At 68.9% G+C, this 13,330-nt stretch carries 16 protein-coding genes; 10 read left to right on the forward strand and 6 right to left on the reverse strand.

Annotated elements, in window-relative coordinates:
* From AC1DU6_RS08230 to AC1DU6_RS08255, 6 genes are all read left to right on the forward strand, one after another.
* A partial coding sequence (locus AC1DU6_RS08230) for an SPOR domain-containing protein (RefSeq protein ID WP_477856636.1) occupies nucleotides 1–341 on the forward strand: 341 nt, incomplete at its 5' end.
* A gap of 31 nt (nucleotides 342–372) precedes the next feature.
* Nucleotides 373–1,035, forward strand: coding sequence for a thiol:disulfide interchange protein DsbA/DsbL (locus tag AC1DU6_RS08235; protein WP_477856638.1), 663 nt, complete (start codon nucleotides 373–375; stop codon nucleotides 1,033–1,035).
* Nucleotides 1,036–1,108: 73 nt separating this feature from the next.
* Nucleotides 1,109–1,768, forward strand: coding sequence for a thiol:disulfide interchange protein DsbA/DsbL (locus AC1DU6_RS08240; protein ID WP_477856639.1), 660 nt, complete (start codon nucleotides 1,109–1,111; stop codon nucleotides 1,766–1,768).
* A gap of 71 nt (nucleotides 1,769–1,839) precedes the next feature.
* Nucleotides 1,840–2,454 (forward strand): lipopolysaccharide transport periplasmic protein LptA, encoded by a 615-nt coding sequence (gene lptA, locus AC1DU6_RS08245; RefSeq protein ID WP_162247822.1) that lies wholly within the window; start codon nucleotides 1,840–1,842, stop codon nucleotides 2,452–2,454.
* Nucleotides 2,451–3,236 (forward strand): LPS export ABC transporter ATP-binding protein, encoded by a 786-nt coding sequence (gene lptB / locus AC1DU6_RS08250; RefSeq protein WP_477856641.1) that lies wholly within the window; start codon nucleotides 2,451–2,453, stop codon nucleotides 3,234–3,236. Before lptA ends, lptB begins: the two co-directional genes overlap by 4 nt.
* Nucleotides 3,237–3,555: 319 nt before the next feature.
* Nucleotides 3,556–5,061: an RNA polymerase factor sigma-54 gene (locus AC1DU6_RS08255; protein WP_056200476.1), complete on the forward strand. Its 1,506-nt coding sequence runs from the start codon at nucleotides 3,556–3,558 to the stop codon at nucleotides 5,059–5,061.
* Nucleotides 5,062–5,075: 14 nt separating this feature from the next.
* Here the strand turns inward: AC1DU6_RS08255 and AC1DU6_RS08260 are convergent, their stop codons facing one another.
* On the reverse strand, nucleotides 5,076–5,909 hold the full coding sequence (locus tag AC1DU6_RS08260) for an AraC family transcriptional regulator (protein ID WP_056201295.1): 834 nt from the start codon (nucleotides 5,907–5,909) through the stop codon (nucleotides 5,076–5,078).
* A 127-nt stretch (nucleotides 5,910–6,036) separates the two neighbouring features.
* Between AC1DU6_RS08260 and AC1DU6_RS08265 the strand changes: the two genes are divergently transcribed.
* Nucleotides 6,037–6,384, forward strand: a complete 348-nt coding sequence (locus AC1DU6_RS08265; protein ID WP_457322285.1) for a hypothetical protein — start codon at nucleotides 6,037–6,039, stop codon at nucleotides 6,382–6,384.
* A gap of 38 nt (nucleotides 6,385–6,422) precedes the next feature.
* Nucleotides 6,423–7,355 (forward strand): alpha/beta fold hydrolase, encoded by a 933-nt coding sequence (locus AC1DU6_RS08270; RefSeq protein WP_457322287.1) that lies wholly within the window; start codon nucleotides 6,423–6,425, stop codon nucleotides 7,353–7,355.
* 33 nt (nucleotides 7,356–7,388) lie between these two features.
* Here the strand turns inward: AC1DU6_RS08270 and AC1DU6_RS08275 are convergent, their stop codons facing one another.
* Entirely contained in the window at nucleotides 7,389–8,252 is an 864-nt protein-coding gene (locus tag AC1DU6_RS08275) for an alpha/beta hydrolase (RefSeq protein WP_457322289.1), read from the reverse strand.
* A gap of 62 nt (nucleotides 8,253–8,314) precedes the next feature.
* Here AC1DU6_RS08275 and AC1DU6_RS08280 point away from each other — a divergent pair, with 62 nt between their 5' ends.
* Both AC1DU6_RS08280 and AC1DU6_RS08285 read left to right on the forward strand, forming a co-directional pair.
* Complete coding sequence (locus tag AC1DU6_RS08280) at nucleotides 8,315–9,583, forward strand: THUMP domain-containing class I SAM-dependent RNA methyltransferase (RefSeq protein ID WP_477856644.1); 1,269 nt, start codon at nucleotides 8,315–8,317, stop codon at nucleotides 9,581–9,583.
* Nucleotides 9,570–10,082 (forward strand): hypothetical protein, encoded by a 513-nt coding sequence (locus AC1DU6_RS08285; RefSeq protein ID WP_056200492.1) that lies wholly within the window; start codon nucleotides 9,570–9,572, stop codon nucleotides 10,080–10,082. The genes AC1DU6_RS08280 and AC1DU6_RS08285 overlap by 14 nt, the downstream gene beginning before the upstream one ends.
* A 151-nt stretch (nucleotides 10,083–10,233) precedes the next feature.
* Here AC1DU6_RS08285 and AC1DU6_RS08290 read toward each other — a convergent pair whose 3' ends face one another.
* From AC1DU6_RS08290 to AC1DU6_RS08305, 4 genes are all read right to left on the reverse strand, one after another.
* Nucleotides 10,234–11,385 carry an MFS transporter gene (locus AC1DU6_RS08290; RefSeq protein ID WP_457322293.1) on the reverse strand — a complete coding sequence of 384 codons (1,152 nt, stop codon included), beginning with the start codon at nucleotides 11,383–11,385 and terminating at the stop codon, nucleotides 10,234–10,236.
* Nucleotides 11,382–12,095, reverse strand: coding sequence for a 16S rRNA (uracil(1498)-N(3))-methyltransferase (locus tag AC1DU6_RS08295; RefSeq protein WP_056200496.1), 714 nt, complete (start codon nucleotides 12,093–12,095; stop codon nucleotides 11,382–11,384). The genes AC1DU6_RS08290 and AC1DU6_RS08295 overlap by 4 nt, the downstream gene beginning before the upstream one ends.
* A 33-nt stretch (nucleotides 12,096–12,128) precedes the next feature.
* Nucleotides 12,129–12,662, reverse strand: coding sequence for a hypothetical protein (locus AC1DU6_RS08300; RefSeq protein WP_457321344.1), 534 nt, complete (start codon nucleotides 12,660–12,662; stop codon nucleotides 12,129–12,131).
* Between the two features lie 54 nt (nucleotides 12,663–12,716).
* Nucleotides 12,717–13,330, reverse strand: a 614-nt coding sequence (locus AC1DU6_RS08305; protein ID WP_477856647.1) for an AMP-binding protein, incomplete at its 5' end; no start/stop codon positions are given.

Raw genomic sequence — 13,330 nt, forward strand, 5'->3', positions numbered from 1 at the left:
CCAGCGCCGCCGCCACGGCAGCCCTGCCCCCGCCTGCCAAGCCAGCCGCCAAGGCCGAAGCACCCGCCTCCGCGCCCCCCGCGACAGCTGCCGCCGGAGCCGACGCCTATGTCTACTTCGTGCAGGCCGGCGCTTTCACCCGCCCCGAAGAGGCTGAGTCCCAGAAGGCCAAGCTGGCCATCCAGGGCTTCACCGCCAAGGTCATGGAGCGCGAGCAGAACGGCCGCACCGTCTTCCGCGTGCGCCTAGGCCCCTCGGACACACGCGAGGCCGCCGAAGACCTGCAGCGCAAGATTGAAGGGGCTGGCTTCGAGGCCAATCTCGTTCGTGTACAACGCTGACCCAACCACAGCCTGAAGGATGACTGCCGCCATGAAGCGCCGCGATTTCTCCGCCCTGCTCRCCTCCGCGCCCCTCGCTGGTGCTGCCGGCAACGCCCTCGCCCAGGGCGGCCCCATTGAAGGCCGCCAGTACCTGGTGCTGAACCCGCCATTGCCCACGACGCCGGGCAAGATTGAGGTGATCGAGTTCTTCTGGTATGGCTGCCCGCACTGCAAAGTCTTCGAGCCGGCCATCGAGGCCTGGGCCAAGCAGTTGCCGGCCGACGTGGCCTTCCGCAAGGTGCATGTGGCCTTCCGCGCCAACGTCAAGATCCACCAGCGCATGTTCTTTGCGCTGGAGTCCATGGGCAAGGAGGCGGCCGCGCGCCCGGCCATCTTCAATGCCATTCACCAGCAGGGCCTGGCCCTGGACGACGCCAAGAGCCAGGCCAAGTTCCTGGCCCCCCTGGGCGTCGACCCGACCAAGTACCAGGACGCCTACAACTCCTTCGGCGTCGTCACTAAATGCGCCCAGGCGGAGAAGCTGTCCGAGGCCTATCACATCGACGGCGTGCCCAGCATCGGTGTCGGTGGCCGCTTCCTGACATCGCCCAGCCAGGCCGCCGCCGGCCAGCGCCTGCCCGAGGAAGAGCTCGGCCAGAAAGCGCTGCAGATCACCGAATTTCTGATCCAGCGCGTGAGGAACAAGGCATGAGCGCCGCGCCGGGCCGCCCCAAGCAAGCTCGCTTCCGCTCAGGCGGACAGGCCACAGGCCGAAGGGTGCCAACATGAAGCGCCGGGAAGCCACCGCGGTCCTGATCGCAGGCGGCTTCGCGCCAGCCGTGTTCGCCCAGGGCGGCCCGGTCGAGGGCAAGCACTACGCGCGCCTGGGCCAGACCCTGCCGGGCACGCCCGGCAAGATCGAGGTCATCGAGTTCTTCTTCTACAAGTGCCCGCACTGCAATACCTTTGACCCGCTGCTGGAGGCCTGGGTGCACCAGCTGCCGGCCGACGTGAGCTTCCGCCGCGTGCCGGTGGGCGCGCAGCTCGTGCTCAAGCTGCACCAGCGCATGTACTACGCCCTCGAGGCGATGGGCGCGCTGACGCCGGCAGTGCACGGCGGCATCTTCAGCGCCTTCCACCGTGGCGGCGTCGAAGCCAATGACGAGGCTGCCGTCGTCGCGCTGGTCGGCCGGCTGGGCGTGGACACGGCCAAGTTCAAGCAGGCCTTCGGCTCCTTCGGCGTACAGGCCAAGGTGCAGCAAGGCATGAAGCTGGCCGAACTGAGCGGCGCCGACAGCACGCCGACGCTCGTCATCGGCGGACGCTGGCGCACCGACCCTGGCATGGCGGGTACGCCCGGCCAGAGCGAGGTGGCCCAGGGCCAACAAGCGCTGGCCGTGGCGGACTTCCTCGTCAAGATGGCACGCGCTGGCAAGGTTTCCTGACGGACTTGCCGCCTGGGAAAGGCTGGGGACGGCAACCGGCCCCTAGAATGGCCTGCAACTTCCGTGCCGCCATGCCTCGCCAACTGATCCCGCTCGCCGCTGCGCTCACTCTGGCGCTCGCCTTCTCCGCCGCCCAGGCGGAGAAAGCCGATCGGCTCAAGCCCATGGTTTTCACGGCCGACAAGGAAGGCCGGATCGACAGCGTCAACCAGCGCACCGAGCTGTTCGGCAACGTCATCATCACCAAGGGCACGCTGATGCTGCGCGCCGAGAAGGTGGACGTGCGCGAGACCCGGGACGGCTACCACCAGGCCTATGCCAGCGGTGCAACCGGCCAGCCGGTCAGCTTCCGCCAGGCGCGCGACACGCCCGGCGAAGCCATCGAAGGCCATGCCGATCAGCTCGAATACGACACCAAGTCCGAGACCGTGCGCTTCATCGGCAATGCCAATGTGCGCCGCATGAACGGTGCGACGGTGGCCCAGGAGGTCACGGGCGCCGTCATCATCTACGACAGCCGCACCGAGGTCTTCGCGCTGGAAGGCGGCAGCGCCTCGCCCAACCCGAATGGCCGCGTGCGCATGGTGCTGATGCCGCGCGCCCAGCCCGACACCCCGGCCTCGGCGCCCCCGGCAGGGCTGCCGCTGCAGCCATCCACGACGATCACACCGCCGAAATCTCCATGACCACGGCCGAGCCCGTCACCAGCCGCCCCGCGGCGGAATGCGGCAGCCGCCTTGAGGCCGAGGCGCTGGCCAAGACCTATGGCGTGCGCAAGGTCGTCAAGAATGTCCATGTGCGCGTGGACTGCGGCGAGGTCGTCGGCCTGCTCGGCCCCAATGGCGCGGGCAAGACGACCAGCTTCTACATGATCGTCGGGCTGGTGCGTTCGGACGCCGGCGTCATCCGCATCGACGGCGCCGAGGTGCAGCGCCTGCCCATCCATGCCCGCGCCCGCCTGGGCCTGAGCTACTTGCCGCAGGAAGCGTCGATCTTCCGCAAGCTGACCGTCGAGCAGAACATCCGTGCGGTGCTGGAGCTGCAGCAGGACGAACGCGGCAAGGCCCTGTCCAAGGCACGCATCGACGAGCTGCTGAACAGCCTGCTGCACGACCTCTCCATCGAAAGCCTGCGCGACAGCCCGGCGCCGGCGCTGTCGGGCGGTGAGCGCCGCCGCGTCGAGATCGCCCGGGCGCTGGCGACGCAGCCGCGCTTCATCCTGCTGGACGAGCCCTTCGCCGGCGTCGACCCCATCGCGGTGCTGGAGATCCAGCGCATCATCGGCTTCCTGAAGGCGCGCGGAATCGGCGTGCTGATCACGGACCACAACGTCCGCGAGACGCTGGGCATCTGCGACCGCGCCTACATCATCAGCGAGGGCGCCGTGCTCGCCGAAGGCACGCCCGACGAGATCGTGGCCAACGCCGACGTGCGCAAGGTCTATCTCGGCGAAAACTTCAGGATGTAGAGATGATGAGCCCCCCGTCCAGTCTTGCCGCGCTGAACGCGGGCCAGCCTAGCCGGTCTTGCAGACCGCGCTGCGGCTTGCGCCGCATCCCTTCGGCAGGCACATCGCGCCCACTGGGCGCAATGTGTCCGGCCTCAGCCCCCGAGGGGGCGGCGATGCTTGCGGCATCGAGCCGCAAGCACATCGCCATGGCGGGCCGGCTTGGTGAACTGGAGTCGGACACAAGCAGTCCCTGCGGACTGCTTGTGCCTACGACAGGCCATGGGCCTCTGGCCCATGGCAGCCCAGCGCTCGGCCCGGAATACAGCGGTCTTTCAGGATGAAGCAGACCCTCCAGGTCAGGCTCAGTCAGCATCTCGCGCTGACGCCCCAGCTGCAGCAATCCATCCGGCTGCTGCAGCTGTCCACGCTGGAGCTGCATCAGGAAGTCGAGCAGATGCTGGCCAGCAACCCGCTGCTGGAGACCGAAGAGGAATTCACCGTCAGCACGCCCGAGCTGGCCAGCAATGCGCCGGCCGAAACGTCGGCCGCGGAAACCAGCAGTGACACCGGCGCCGAAGCAGAGACCGCAGAAGCTCCCGAGCTGAGCGGCGAGGACTTCGGCGGCACCGAGCGCGAGGACTGGGAGAACGGCACCGAGAAGGACGACTTCGACGGCATCCGCGAGCTGCCCTCCAGCAGCGGCAGTGGCAGCGGCGACGACGACGGCGAGCGCGAGAGCCAGGAATTCGCCGAACTGACGCTGGCCGAGCACCTGGCCGAGCAGCTCGCCGGCCACCACCTGTCGCCGGAGGACCGCGCCGCCCTGCAGGTGCTGATCGAATCGCTGAACGAGGACGGCTACCTCGAAGACCCGCTCGAGGAGATCGCCGCGGCCCTCATCGAGGACGAAGAGACTCGCGAGGACCTGCTGGACCGCCTGCGCATCGCGCTGCGCCTGCTGCAGAGCCTGGAGCCCGCGGGCATCGCCGCACGCGACCTGTCCGAATGCCTGGTGCTGCAGCTGCGCGCCTGCCCGAAGTGCCCTGCCCAGGTCATCGCCATCCTGATCTGCAAGGGTCATCTGGAATTGCTGGCCCGGCGCGACATGCGCCGCCTGATGGCCGAGACTGGTGCCGACGAAACCATGCTGCGCGAAGCCCAGGGGCTGATCACCCAGCTCGAGCCCAAGCCCGGCCGGCGCTTCACTCAGGGCGCCGCGGCGGCCATCGTGCCGGACGTCATCGTGCGCAAGAGCGGCCGCGAATTCCGCGTCATGCTCAACCCCGAGGTGGCGCCCAAGCTGCGCATCAACGACCTCTATGCCAACGCATTGCGCGCCACGCGCGGCGGCATCAGCAACTCGCCGCTCGGCGGCCAATTACAGGAGGCGCGCTGGTTCATCAAGAACATCCAGCAGCGCTTCGACACCATCCTGCGCGTCAGCCAGGCCATCGTCGAGCGCCAGCGCGGCTTCTTCACGCATGGTGCGCTGGCCATGAAGCCGCTGGTGCTGCGCGAGATTGCCGACGAGCTCGGCCTGCACGAGTCCACCATCTCGCGCGTGACGACGGCCAAGTACATGGCCACCAGCTGGGGCACTTTCGAGCTGAAGTATTTCTTCGGCTCAGGGCTCAGCACCGAGGCCGGCGGCGAGGCGTCCAGCACCGCGGTGCGCGCACTGATCAAGCAGTTCGTCGCCGCCGAGGACATCAAGAAACCGCTGTCCGACAGCGCGCTCGCGGCCATGCTGGAAGAGCAGGGCATCCAGTGCGCGCGGCGCACGGTGGCCAAATACCGCGAGGCGATGAAGATCGCACCGGCGAATCTGCGCAAGGCGCTTTAGGCGCCGCTTCGCCTTCAGCCCTGCGGCAACGCGCCCTTGCGCCACTCCCTCGGCGACTGCCCCGTGTGCGCCCGGAAGGCGCGTGACAGCGCCGCCTCGCCGCCGTAGCCCACGTCCGCCGCGATGTGCTTGAGAGCCCGCCCTTCGCGCAGCCCCTTCTGCGCCAGGCCGATGCGCCAGCGCTGCAGGTAGACGCCCGGCGTGCAGCCGACGACGTCGCGGAAGGTGTTGGCGAATACGGTGCGCGACATGCCGGCCTGCGCCGCCAGCTCCTCCAGCGGCCACTCGAGCTGGGGTGAGTCATGCAGGGCCACCAGTGCCCCGCGCAGCCGTGGGTGTGACAGGCCGGCCAGCATGCCCGACTCCACCTGGCCCTGCGACATCAGCTCGCGCAGCACCCAGATCATCAGCACCTCGAACAGCCGGTTCAGCATCAGCTGGCGGCCGCAGTGAGTGGCTTCGGCCTCGGCGAACAGCTGGCCCAGCACCGGCGCGCAGCTCGGCACCGCCGCCAGCGGCAGGCAGACCCAGGGCGGCAGCGCCGCGGCGATGGGGTGGCTGGCGCCGCCTTCGAAGGCCATGTGGGCACAGACGAACTGGGCGCCGCAACTCGGGTCCGTGACGAAGCGATGCGCCAGCGGGCGCGGGTAGAGCAGCAGGCTGGGCTTGTCGATGCGCAGCAGCTCCGGCGCGCCGTGGTGCACCTCGACGCCGCCCTCGCGGATCAGGTGCAGCTGGCCGCGCCCGGCCTGGGGCTCCAGGCTGTTGACGCCGCACAGCGGGCCGGTCTGGAAGGTCTCGGCCCGCACGGCGAAGTGCGTGAAGAGGGCGGCAAGTCGGTCGGCCATGGTCAGTACGAATTGCAAACTAAGACGTACCAAATGGTATTTCAAGTACGAGCTTCATCGGCAAAGTTCGTTCTGTCGCAAGACAAACAAACCCCACCCCAAGACACCGACTTCCAGGAGCCCCGCCATGACCCGCCAACCCAGCTTCAACCGCGCCGTTTTCCAGCTGCTGTTCGCCAGCGTCGCCCTCGTCGGCGCTTCGGCCAACGCCCAGTCCTATGTGACGGACCCCGAGTCGGGCACCAGCGTCAGCGTGGCGTCCACCGTCTCGCGGGCCGAGGTGCTGGCCGACCTGAAGGTCTACCAGGAGTCGGGCCTCGCCGCTGCCGAGCGCGCCGCAGCTGAGACCGGCCAGGACACGCCCGCCCTGCTGGCCGCACGCCAACGCTACGCCACCCTGCGCCAGGGCGACCGCTATGCCGCCCTGGTGGCCGAGTACGCCGCGCGCCGCGGCGAAGCCCACCGCCCCGCCTGATTGCCGCGCCCCAACCCCATCACCCTCGAAAGCCCCCCATGAACGCCTTCACCCGCATCGCCCTCGCCGCCACCCTCGCCATCGGCGGTGTTGCTGCCCAGACCCAGGCCACGGCCGCCCCGGCACAGGCGGCCATCGCCAGCCCCTACGTCGCCGCCAACGACGGCACGCCCCTCTACGTCAAGGACTGGGGCCCCAAGACCGGCCCGGTCGTCGTCTTCAGCCATGGCTGGCCGCTGAACGCGGACAGCTGGGAGTCGCAGATGCAGTTCCTCGCCGAGAAGGGCTACCGCGTCATCGCCCATGACCGGCGCGGCCACGGTCGCTCGGGCCAGCCCTGGGCGGGCAACAACATGGACCAGTACGCCGACGACCTCGACGCCGTGCTGCGCGCGCTGGACGTCAAGCGCGCCACGCTGGTGGGCTTCTCCACCGGCGGCGGCGAAGTGGCCCGCTACATCGGCCGCCATGGCACGGCGCGCGTCGCCAAGGCCGTGCTGGTGAGCGCCGTCACGCCCATCATGGGCCAGTCGCCCAGCCACCCCGAAGGCGTGCCCACCGCTGTGTTCGACAGCCTGCGCAAGGCCTCGCTCGACAACCGGGCCCAGCTCTACAAGGACATCGCCGGCGGCCCCTTCTTCGGCTTCAACCGCCCCGGTGCCAAGCCTTCAGCCGGCCTGGTCGACAGCTTCTACGTGCAGGGCATGCAGGCCGGAGCCAAGGCCACCTACGACAGCATCGAGGCCTTCTTCCATTCCGACTTCCGCGCCGACCTGAAGAAGTTCGACATCCCGACGCTTGTCATCCACGGTGCCGACGACCAGATCGTGCCCATCGAGACCACCGGCCGCGCCACGGCCAAGCTGGTCAAGGGCGCCCGCCTCATCGAGTACGCCGACGGCCCGCACGGCATCACCGACACGCACAAGGACCGCCTCAACCAGGACCTGCTGGACTTCGTGCGCCAGTAAGCCTCAGGGGAGCCGGGCAGTGCCCGGCTCGTCCTAGTCTTTGGACGGCCCGGTCTCCGGCGCCAGCGGCTCGAACACAAAGCGCATGCCGCGCGTGTAGCTCTCGGCCTTGGTGCCGGCATGACGCTCGCCGTCGATGGTGCGGTTCTGGAACACCAGGCCCGGGTGCTTCAGCTCCGGCAGCAGCGCCTGGTAGCGCTTGATGCCGGCCAGGAAGCCGGGCCACTCGTACTCCGCGCCGGTCACGTAGAGCCGCGCCTTGATGGCCTTGCCCGTCGCGGCATAGGCCTTGGCCTGGCCGATGATCCAGTCGTTGCCCATGACGACGGCCGGGCTGGCGGCGATATAGCCCTTGAAGAGATCGGGCTTGGCATACATCGCGTGCAGCGTGAACAGGCCGCCGAGCGAGCTGCCCGCCAGGTAGCGCTGGGCCGGGTCGGCGCGGTAGTCGCGCTCCATCAGCGGGAAGATGTCCTTTTCCAGTGCCGCGATGAACTTGTCGGCATTGCCGGTGCTGGAAGACAGCGGGTTCATGCGCACGGGCGACAGCTCCCAGCCGCGCAGCTCGCCGTAGTCGAGGTTGTCGCCGGCATAGCCCAGGCCCACCGTGATGAACTCCGGCACGACCTTGTCGTAGTTCAGGTTGTTGTACGAGGCGACGACGGTGGCGAAGTCCCAGTAGCCGTCGGTCACGTAGAGCACCGGATAACGGCGCTTCGGGTCCTTCGTAAACGACCCAGGCAGGTGGATGTGCAGCTGGTAGGTGCGGCCATCCGCGTTCTTGGGCAGGGCGCGCAGTTGCGTGTTGCCGACGGTGTGCGGCGGATAGGCAGGCGCCTGGGCGCATGCCTGAAACGCGGTGAACAGGAAGGCGAGGGCCAGGACGATTCGCTTCATGGCAGGGGTGCACACGGATGATGGCAACGTTGTCAGTTTAGAGGGCGGCGACAATGCAGCCCGTGAGCCTGCCCAACAAACTTTCCCTGTTCGTGTCCTGTGCCGGCGGCGTCGAGCCGCTGCTGGAGGAGGAGCTCAAGCGCTTCCTGCCGCCCGGTGTGCGCAGCAAGGTGGAGCCGCTGCGCGGCGGCTGCGGCCTCGTCGGTGGCCTGGAAGACGCGATGCGCATCAACCTCGAAAGCCGGCTCGCGCAGCGCGTGCTGATCGAGCTGATCGAGGGGCCTTACCGCCACGAGGAAGACCTCTATGCGCTGGCCCGGCGCGTCGACTGGCGCGACTGGATCACACCGCGCGAGACCATCCGCGTCGACACCATCGCGCAGCGCTCGCCGCTGAAGAGCCTGAATTTCACGACGCTGCGCATCAAGGACGCGATCTGCGACCAGCTGCGCGAGCACACCGGCGAGCGACCCAGCGTGGACACGCACTCGCCCGACCTGCCGGTGCTGCTGCACGTCGGCCCCGAAYGCGCGGCGATCTATGTCGACACCTCGGGCGAGCCGCTGTTCAAGCGCGGCTGGCGTGTCGACAAGGGCGATGCGCCGCTGAAGGAGACCCTCGCCGCCGCGATGCTGGCCGCCGCCGGCTGGCGCGGCGAGAGCGCCCTGCACGACCCCTGCTGCGGCTCGGGCACCATCCCCATCGAGGCCGCGCTGATCGCCTGTGATTCAGCCCCCGGCCTGCTGCGCCGCTTTGCTTTCGAGCGCCAGATCCCGTTCTCCACGCCCGCGCTGAAGGCCGCCTGGGGCGAGATGGCCCAGGCCGCCCGTGCCCGTGTCCATGCCCCCGCCGTGCCCATCTACGCCAGCGACGTGGCCTTCCGCATGGTCGACTTCGCGCGCCGCAATGCCGAGCGCGCCGGCGTGGCCCAGTACATCCAGTTCAACGGCGGCGACGCACTCGAGCGGCCCGCGCCCCAGCTGCCCGAAGGCATGGCTGGCAGCATCATGATGAACCCGCCCTACGGCGAGCGCATCGAGGTGCGCGGCAAGGCGGCGATGACGCGTGACGCCGGCGGCAGCGAGGAGCGCGATGCCGGCGACGATTTCTTCCCGCGCCTGGCTGCGYACTGGAAGCGCCAGTACACCGAGAACCCCGCCGGCTGGACGGCCTGGATGCTGAGCCCCGACATGAAGCTGCCGAGCAAGATGCGGCTCAAGGAGTCTCGCCGCGTGCCGATGTGGAACGGCCCCATCGAATGCCGGCTGTTCCGCTTCGACCTGGTCAAGGGCTCGGCGCGCAAGGTCACCGAAGGCAATGCGCCCGCGTGAGCTGATCGCTGCCGTGGCGCTGGCGCTGGCTGCGGCCGCCGCCCAGGCCGAGCCCTGCACCCTGGTGTTCGGCCAGGGGCGCAACCCGCCGTTGAAGGACGGGCCGGACTGGGATGATCTGAACCAGCGCTTCAACGCCGCCGTCACCAATACCCTGGACGTCGAGGGCCGGCGCGTCATCCCGATGACGGCGTCCGCCGTGCAGGCCGATCCCGCGGCCGCCGGTGTCGCGCTGCTCGAACAGGCCGACAACCTTCACTGCAACACGCTGATCGAAACCGCCCTCTTTGTGGATCAGAACGACACGCTGGTGCTGCGCTTGCGCGTCTACCCGCTGCTGCCTACGCTGGGCGACGGCGGCGTCATCAACGGCCTGCGCATTGGCGCGCCGCTGTTCGTGACCCAGCGCGACCTCGCCTTGGCAGCGCTGGTGCGCCTCAAGCCCGATCTCGTCGGCCAGCAGATGGCGGCCGAATACCTTCAGCACGACCGCCGTTGACATTGCCCCCTCGCCCAGTCTTGCGGCGCTGAGCGCGCGCAAACCTGGTCGGTCCCCCGAGGGGACGGCGATGCTCGCGGCATTGAGCCGCAAGCACATCGCCAGTCGGGCCGGCTCGGGAGCGGCCCAGCGCTCGGCCCGGAATACCCAGTCATCGCCGCGTGGCAAGGCCGGCAAGCGCCGCGGCGCATAACGCGATCGGCACCAGGCTGGCCCAGTTCATCCACTGCCAGCCGCCCGTCGTGACGAGGGCGCCAGAGGAGAACGAGGTCAGCGTCATGGTCGCGTAGACGCCGGTATCCAGCAGCCCCTGCGCGCGCGTCTTCTCCTCGGGGCGGTAGGCCTGGGTGAACAGTGTCGTGCCGCCGATGTAGAGGAAGTTCCAGCCGATGCCGAGCAGCAGCAATGCGCCGAGGAAGTGGTCGCGGTCCTGGCCCGACAGCGCGAAGGCAACGCAGCCCAGGTTGAGCAGCACGCCCACCGACATGACGGGCAGCACCCCCACGCGCTTGATCAGGGGGCCGGTGAAGAAGCTCGGCACGAACATGCCCAGCACATGCCATTGCAGCACCATGCCGGCGTCAGCGAAGGGCAGGCCGCACTGGCCCATGGCGATGGGCGTGGCGGCCATCAGCAGGTTCATGACGCCGTAACCGAGCGCACTCGCGGCCAGCGCCACCATGAAGACCGGCTGGCGCAGCAACTCGGCGCTGCTGCGGCCGCCGGCACCGGGCGCGGGCTGGACGAGCGCGGGGAATTCGATCAGCGAGATCAGCACCAGCCCCGCCAGCGCAACGCCCATCAACAGCAGGTAGGCGCCGGCAAAGGGCGCCGCCAGCAGATCCTTGCTCGCAGTGGCCAGCCAGGGCCCGAGGATGGCGCCCAGGCAGCCACCGCCCAACACCCAGGAGATCGCGGCCTCGCGCTTGGCCGGTGCGACGAGTTCGGTCGCCGCAAAGCGGTAGAGCGCCGCGTTGGCCGTGTAGTAGCCAGCGATCAGCGTCGCAATGACGACGCCCCAGAAGCTCTGGTGCAGCACGCTCCACAGCGACATCGCGCAGCTGGCGAGGGCGACGAGCAGGCCGATCTGGAAACCGCGTCGGCGCCCGAAGCGCAGCTGGTGGCGCCCCACCATGCGCGCCATCAACGCGCCGCCGGTCACATAGGCGCAGATCGGCAGCGTCGCCATCCATGGCCGCGGCGCCAGCGCCAGCCCCACGAGGCCGTTGATGGCCATGAAGCAGATGTTGTTGGTGAGGAAGAGGCCCTGGGCGAGGACCAGCAGCGCCAGTTTCCTGTTCACGTCAAGGCGAGCCAGGACAGCACCGCCAGCGGGGCGGTGTCCGCGCGCAACACGCGCGGGCCCAGCGTGACGGCCGCAAAGCCACGGGCGCGAGCGGCGTCCTCTTCGGCGTCGCTCAAGCCGCCCTCGGGGCCGCTGAGGAAAAGGGCCCGCTTCTGCGGGAAGGCCGCGACCGGCTCGGCTGCGCGCGGGCTCAGCAAGCCTCGCCATTCGTCGTCGCGATCCGGCAGAGCCGCGAGCCAGGTGGCCAGCGTCTGCACGGGCTCGATGCGAGTCGGCACCGTGCGCCCGCTCTGCTCGGCGGCCGCAACGGCCACGCCCTGCCAGTGGGCGCGTTTCTTGTCGGCCCGCTCGCCATTCAGGCGCAGCACCGAACGCTCGCTCATCAGCGGCTGAATGGCCGCGGCGCCGAGCTCGGTGGCTTTCTCGACCAGGAAGTCCATGCGGTCATTGGCCGGCATGACGACGGCCAGCGTCACCGCACGGGCCAGCTCGCGCTGCGGCCGCTCGGCCGTGAGGAGGCGAACCCGTACCTCGCTGCGGCCCATGGCGGTCACTTCGGCCTGCCATTCAGGGCCGCTGCCGTCGAAGAGGGTCAACGCGTCACCGGGTTGCAGGCGCAGCACCTGCACATGGCGGGCGGCACCGGGAGGCAGGGCGATGTCGCCGTCGGTCACGGCAAGCGGGGTATCGACGAAGAAGCGGGGCAAGGCGGATGGCGGGGCGTGACGAGCCCGCCAGTATCAGCGCAGGCCGAGGGCGTCGCGCACGGCCGCCGCGGCGGCCTCGCCCTTGGCTTTCTGCACGCGCTCGACGAGCTGCAGGGCGAGGGCTTGCAGCGCAGACAGGCTGTCGGCACGCTCGACCTCGAGCGCGAAGGCATAGCCCTTGAAGGGGCCGAGCAGCTTGGTCGCCTCACCGCTCAGATAGGTGTACAGGGCCGCGCGGTCGAGCAGCGGCGAGCCGCCGGCCGGCATCGAGGGCGCAGGGGCGGCCGCAGATGCAGCGGGTGCGGGGCTGGCCGCCACCGGCGCCGCTGGTGTCGGGGCGGCAGCGCGCGGCTGGCCGCCTGCACTCTGGGATGCAATCAGCCCATGCTGGCTCAGCATCTCGAGGTCAGCCTCGCTCGCGCCAGCGACGAGGCGCAGCCAATCACTGGCCGCTTTGCTCGCGTCCAGTACGAGCAGCAGGTTGCGCGCGGTGCGAGACAGCGGCAAAGTCCGCGCGCGGATCTCGGCGCGGCCGGCATCGGTTTTGGAATACAACAGGTCGAGCACGTTATCGGGCCTCGCCCACGATCGGCGTCACCGCTCGCAAGCCATGGGAAAGCATCAGCTCTTGTCCCGCAATTCCCTGCGCAGGATCTTGCCCACGGGCGTCTTGGGCAGTTCGGTGCGGAACTCAACAATCTTCGGGCGTTTGTAGCCGGTCAGGTTGGCTTCGCAATACGCACGAACGTCAGCTTCGGTGACATTCGGGTCTTTCTTCACGATGACGACCTTCACCGCCTCGCCGGCCTTGGCGTCCGGCACACCGACAGCGGCGCATTCAAGCACGCCGGGCATCTGCGTGATGACGTCCTCCACCTCGTTCGGATACACATTGAAGCCGCTGACCAGGATCATGTCCTTCTTGCGGTCCACGATCTTGAAATAACCCCGTTCATCGACGGTGCCGATGTCGCCGGTGCGGAAATAGCCGTCGGCCGTCATGACCTTGGCGGTTTCATCCGGGCGCTGCCAGTAGCCGGCCATGACCTGCGGGCCGCGGATGGCGATCTCGCCGGGCTGGCCCATCGGCACTTCGTTGCCGTCGTCGTCCAGCAGTTGCAGCTCGGTCAGCGGCATTGGCAGGCCGATRGTGCCGCTGTAGGCCGTGCTGTCGGTCGGGTTGCAGGTCGCCGACGGCGAGGTTTCGGACAGGCCATAGCCCTCGACGATGGGGC

The sequence above is a fragment of the Roseateles sp. P5_B10 genome (assembly GCF_056400485.1).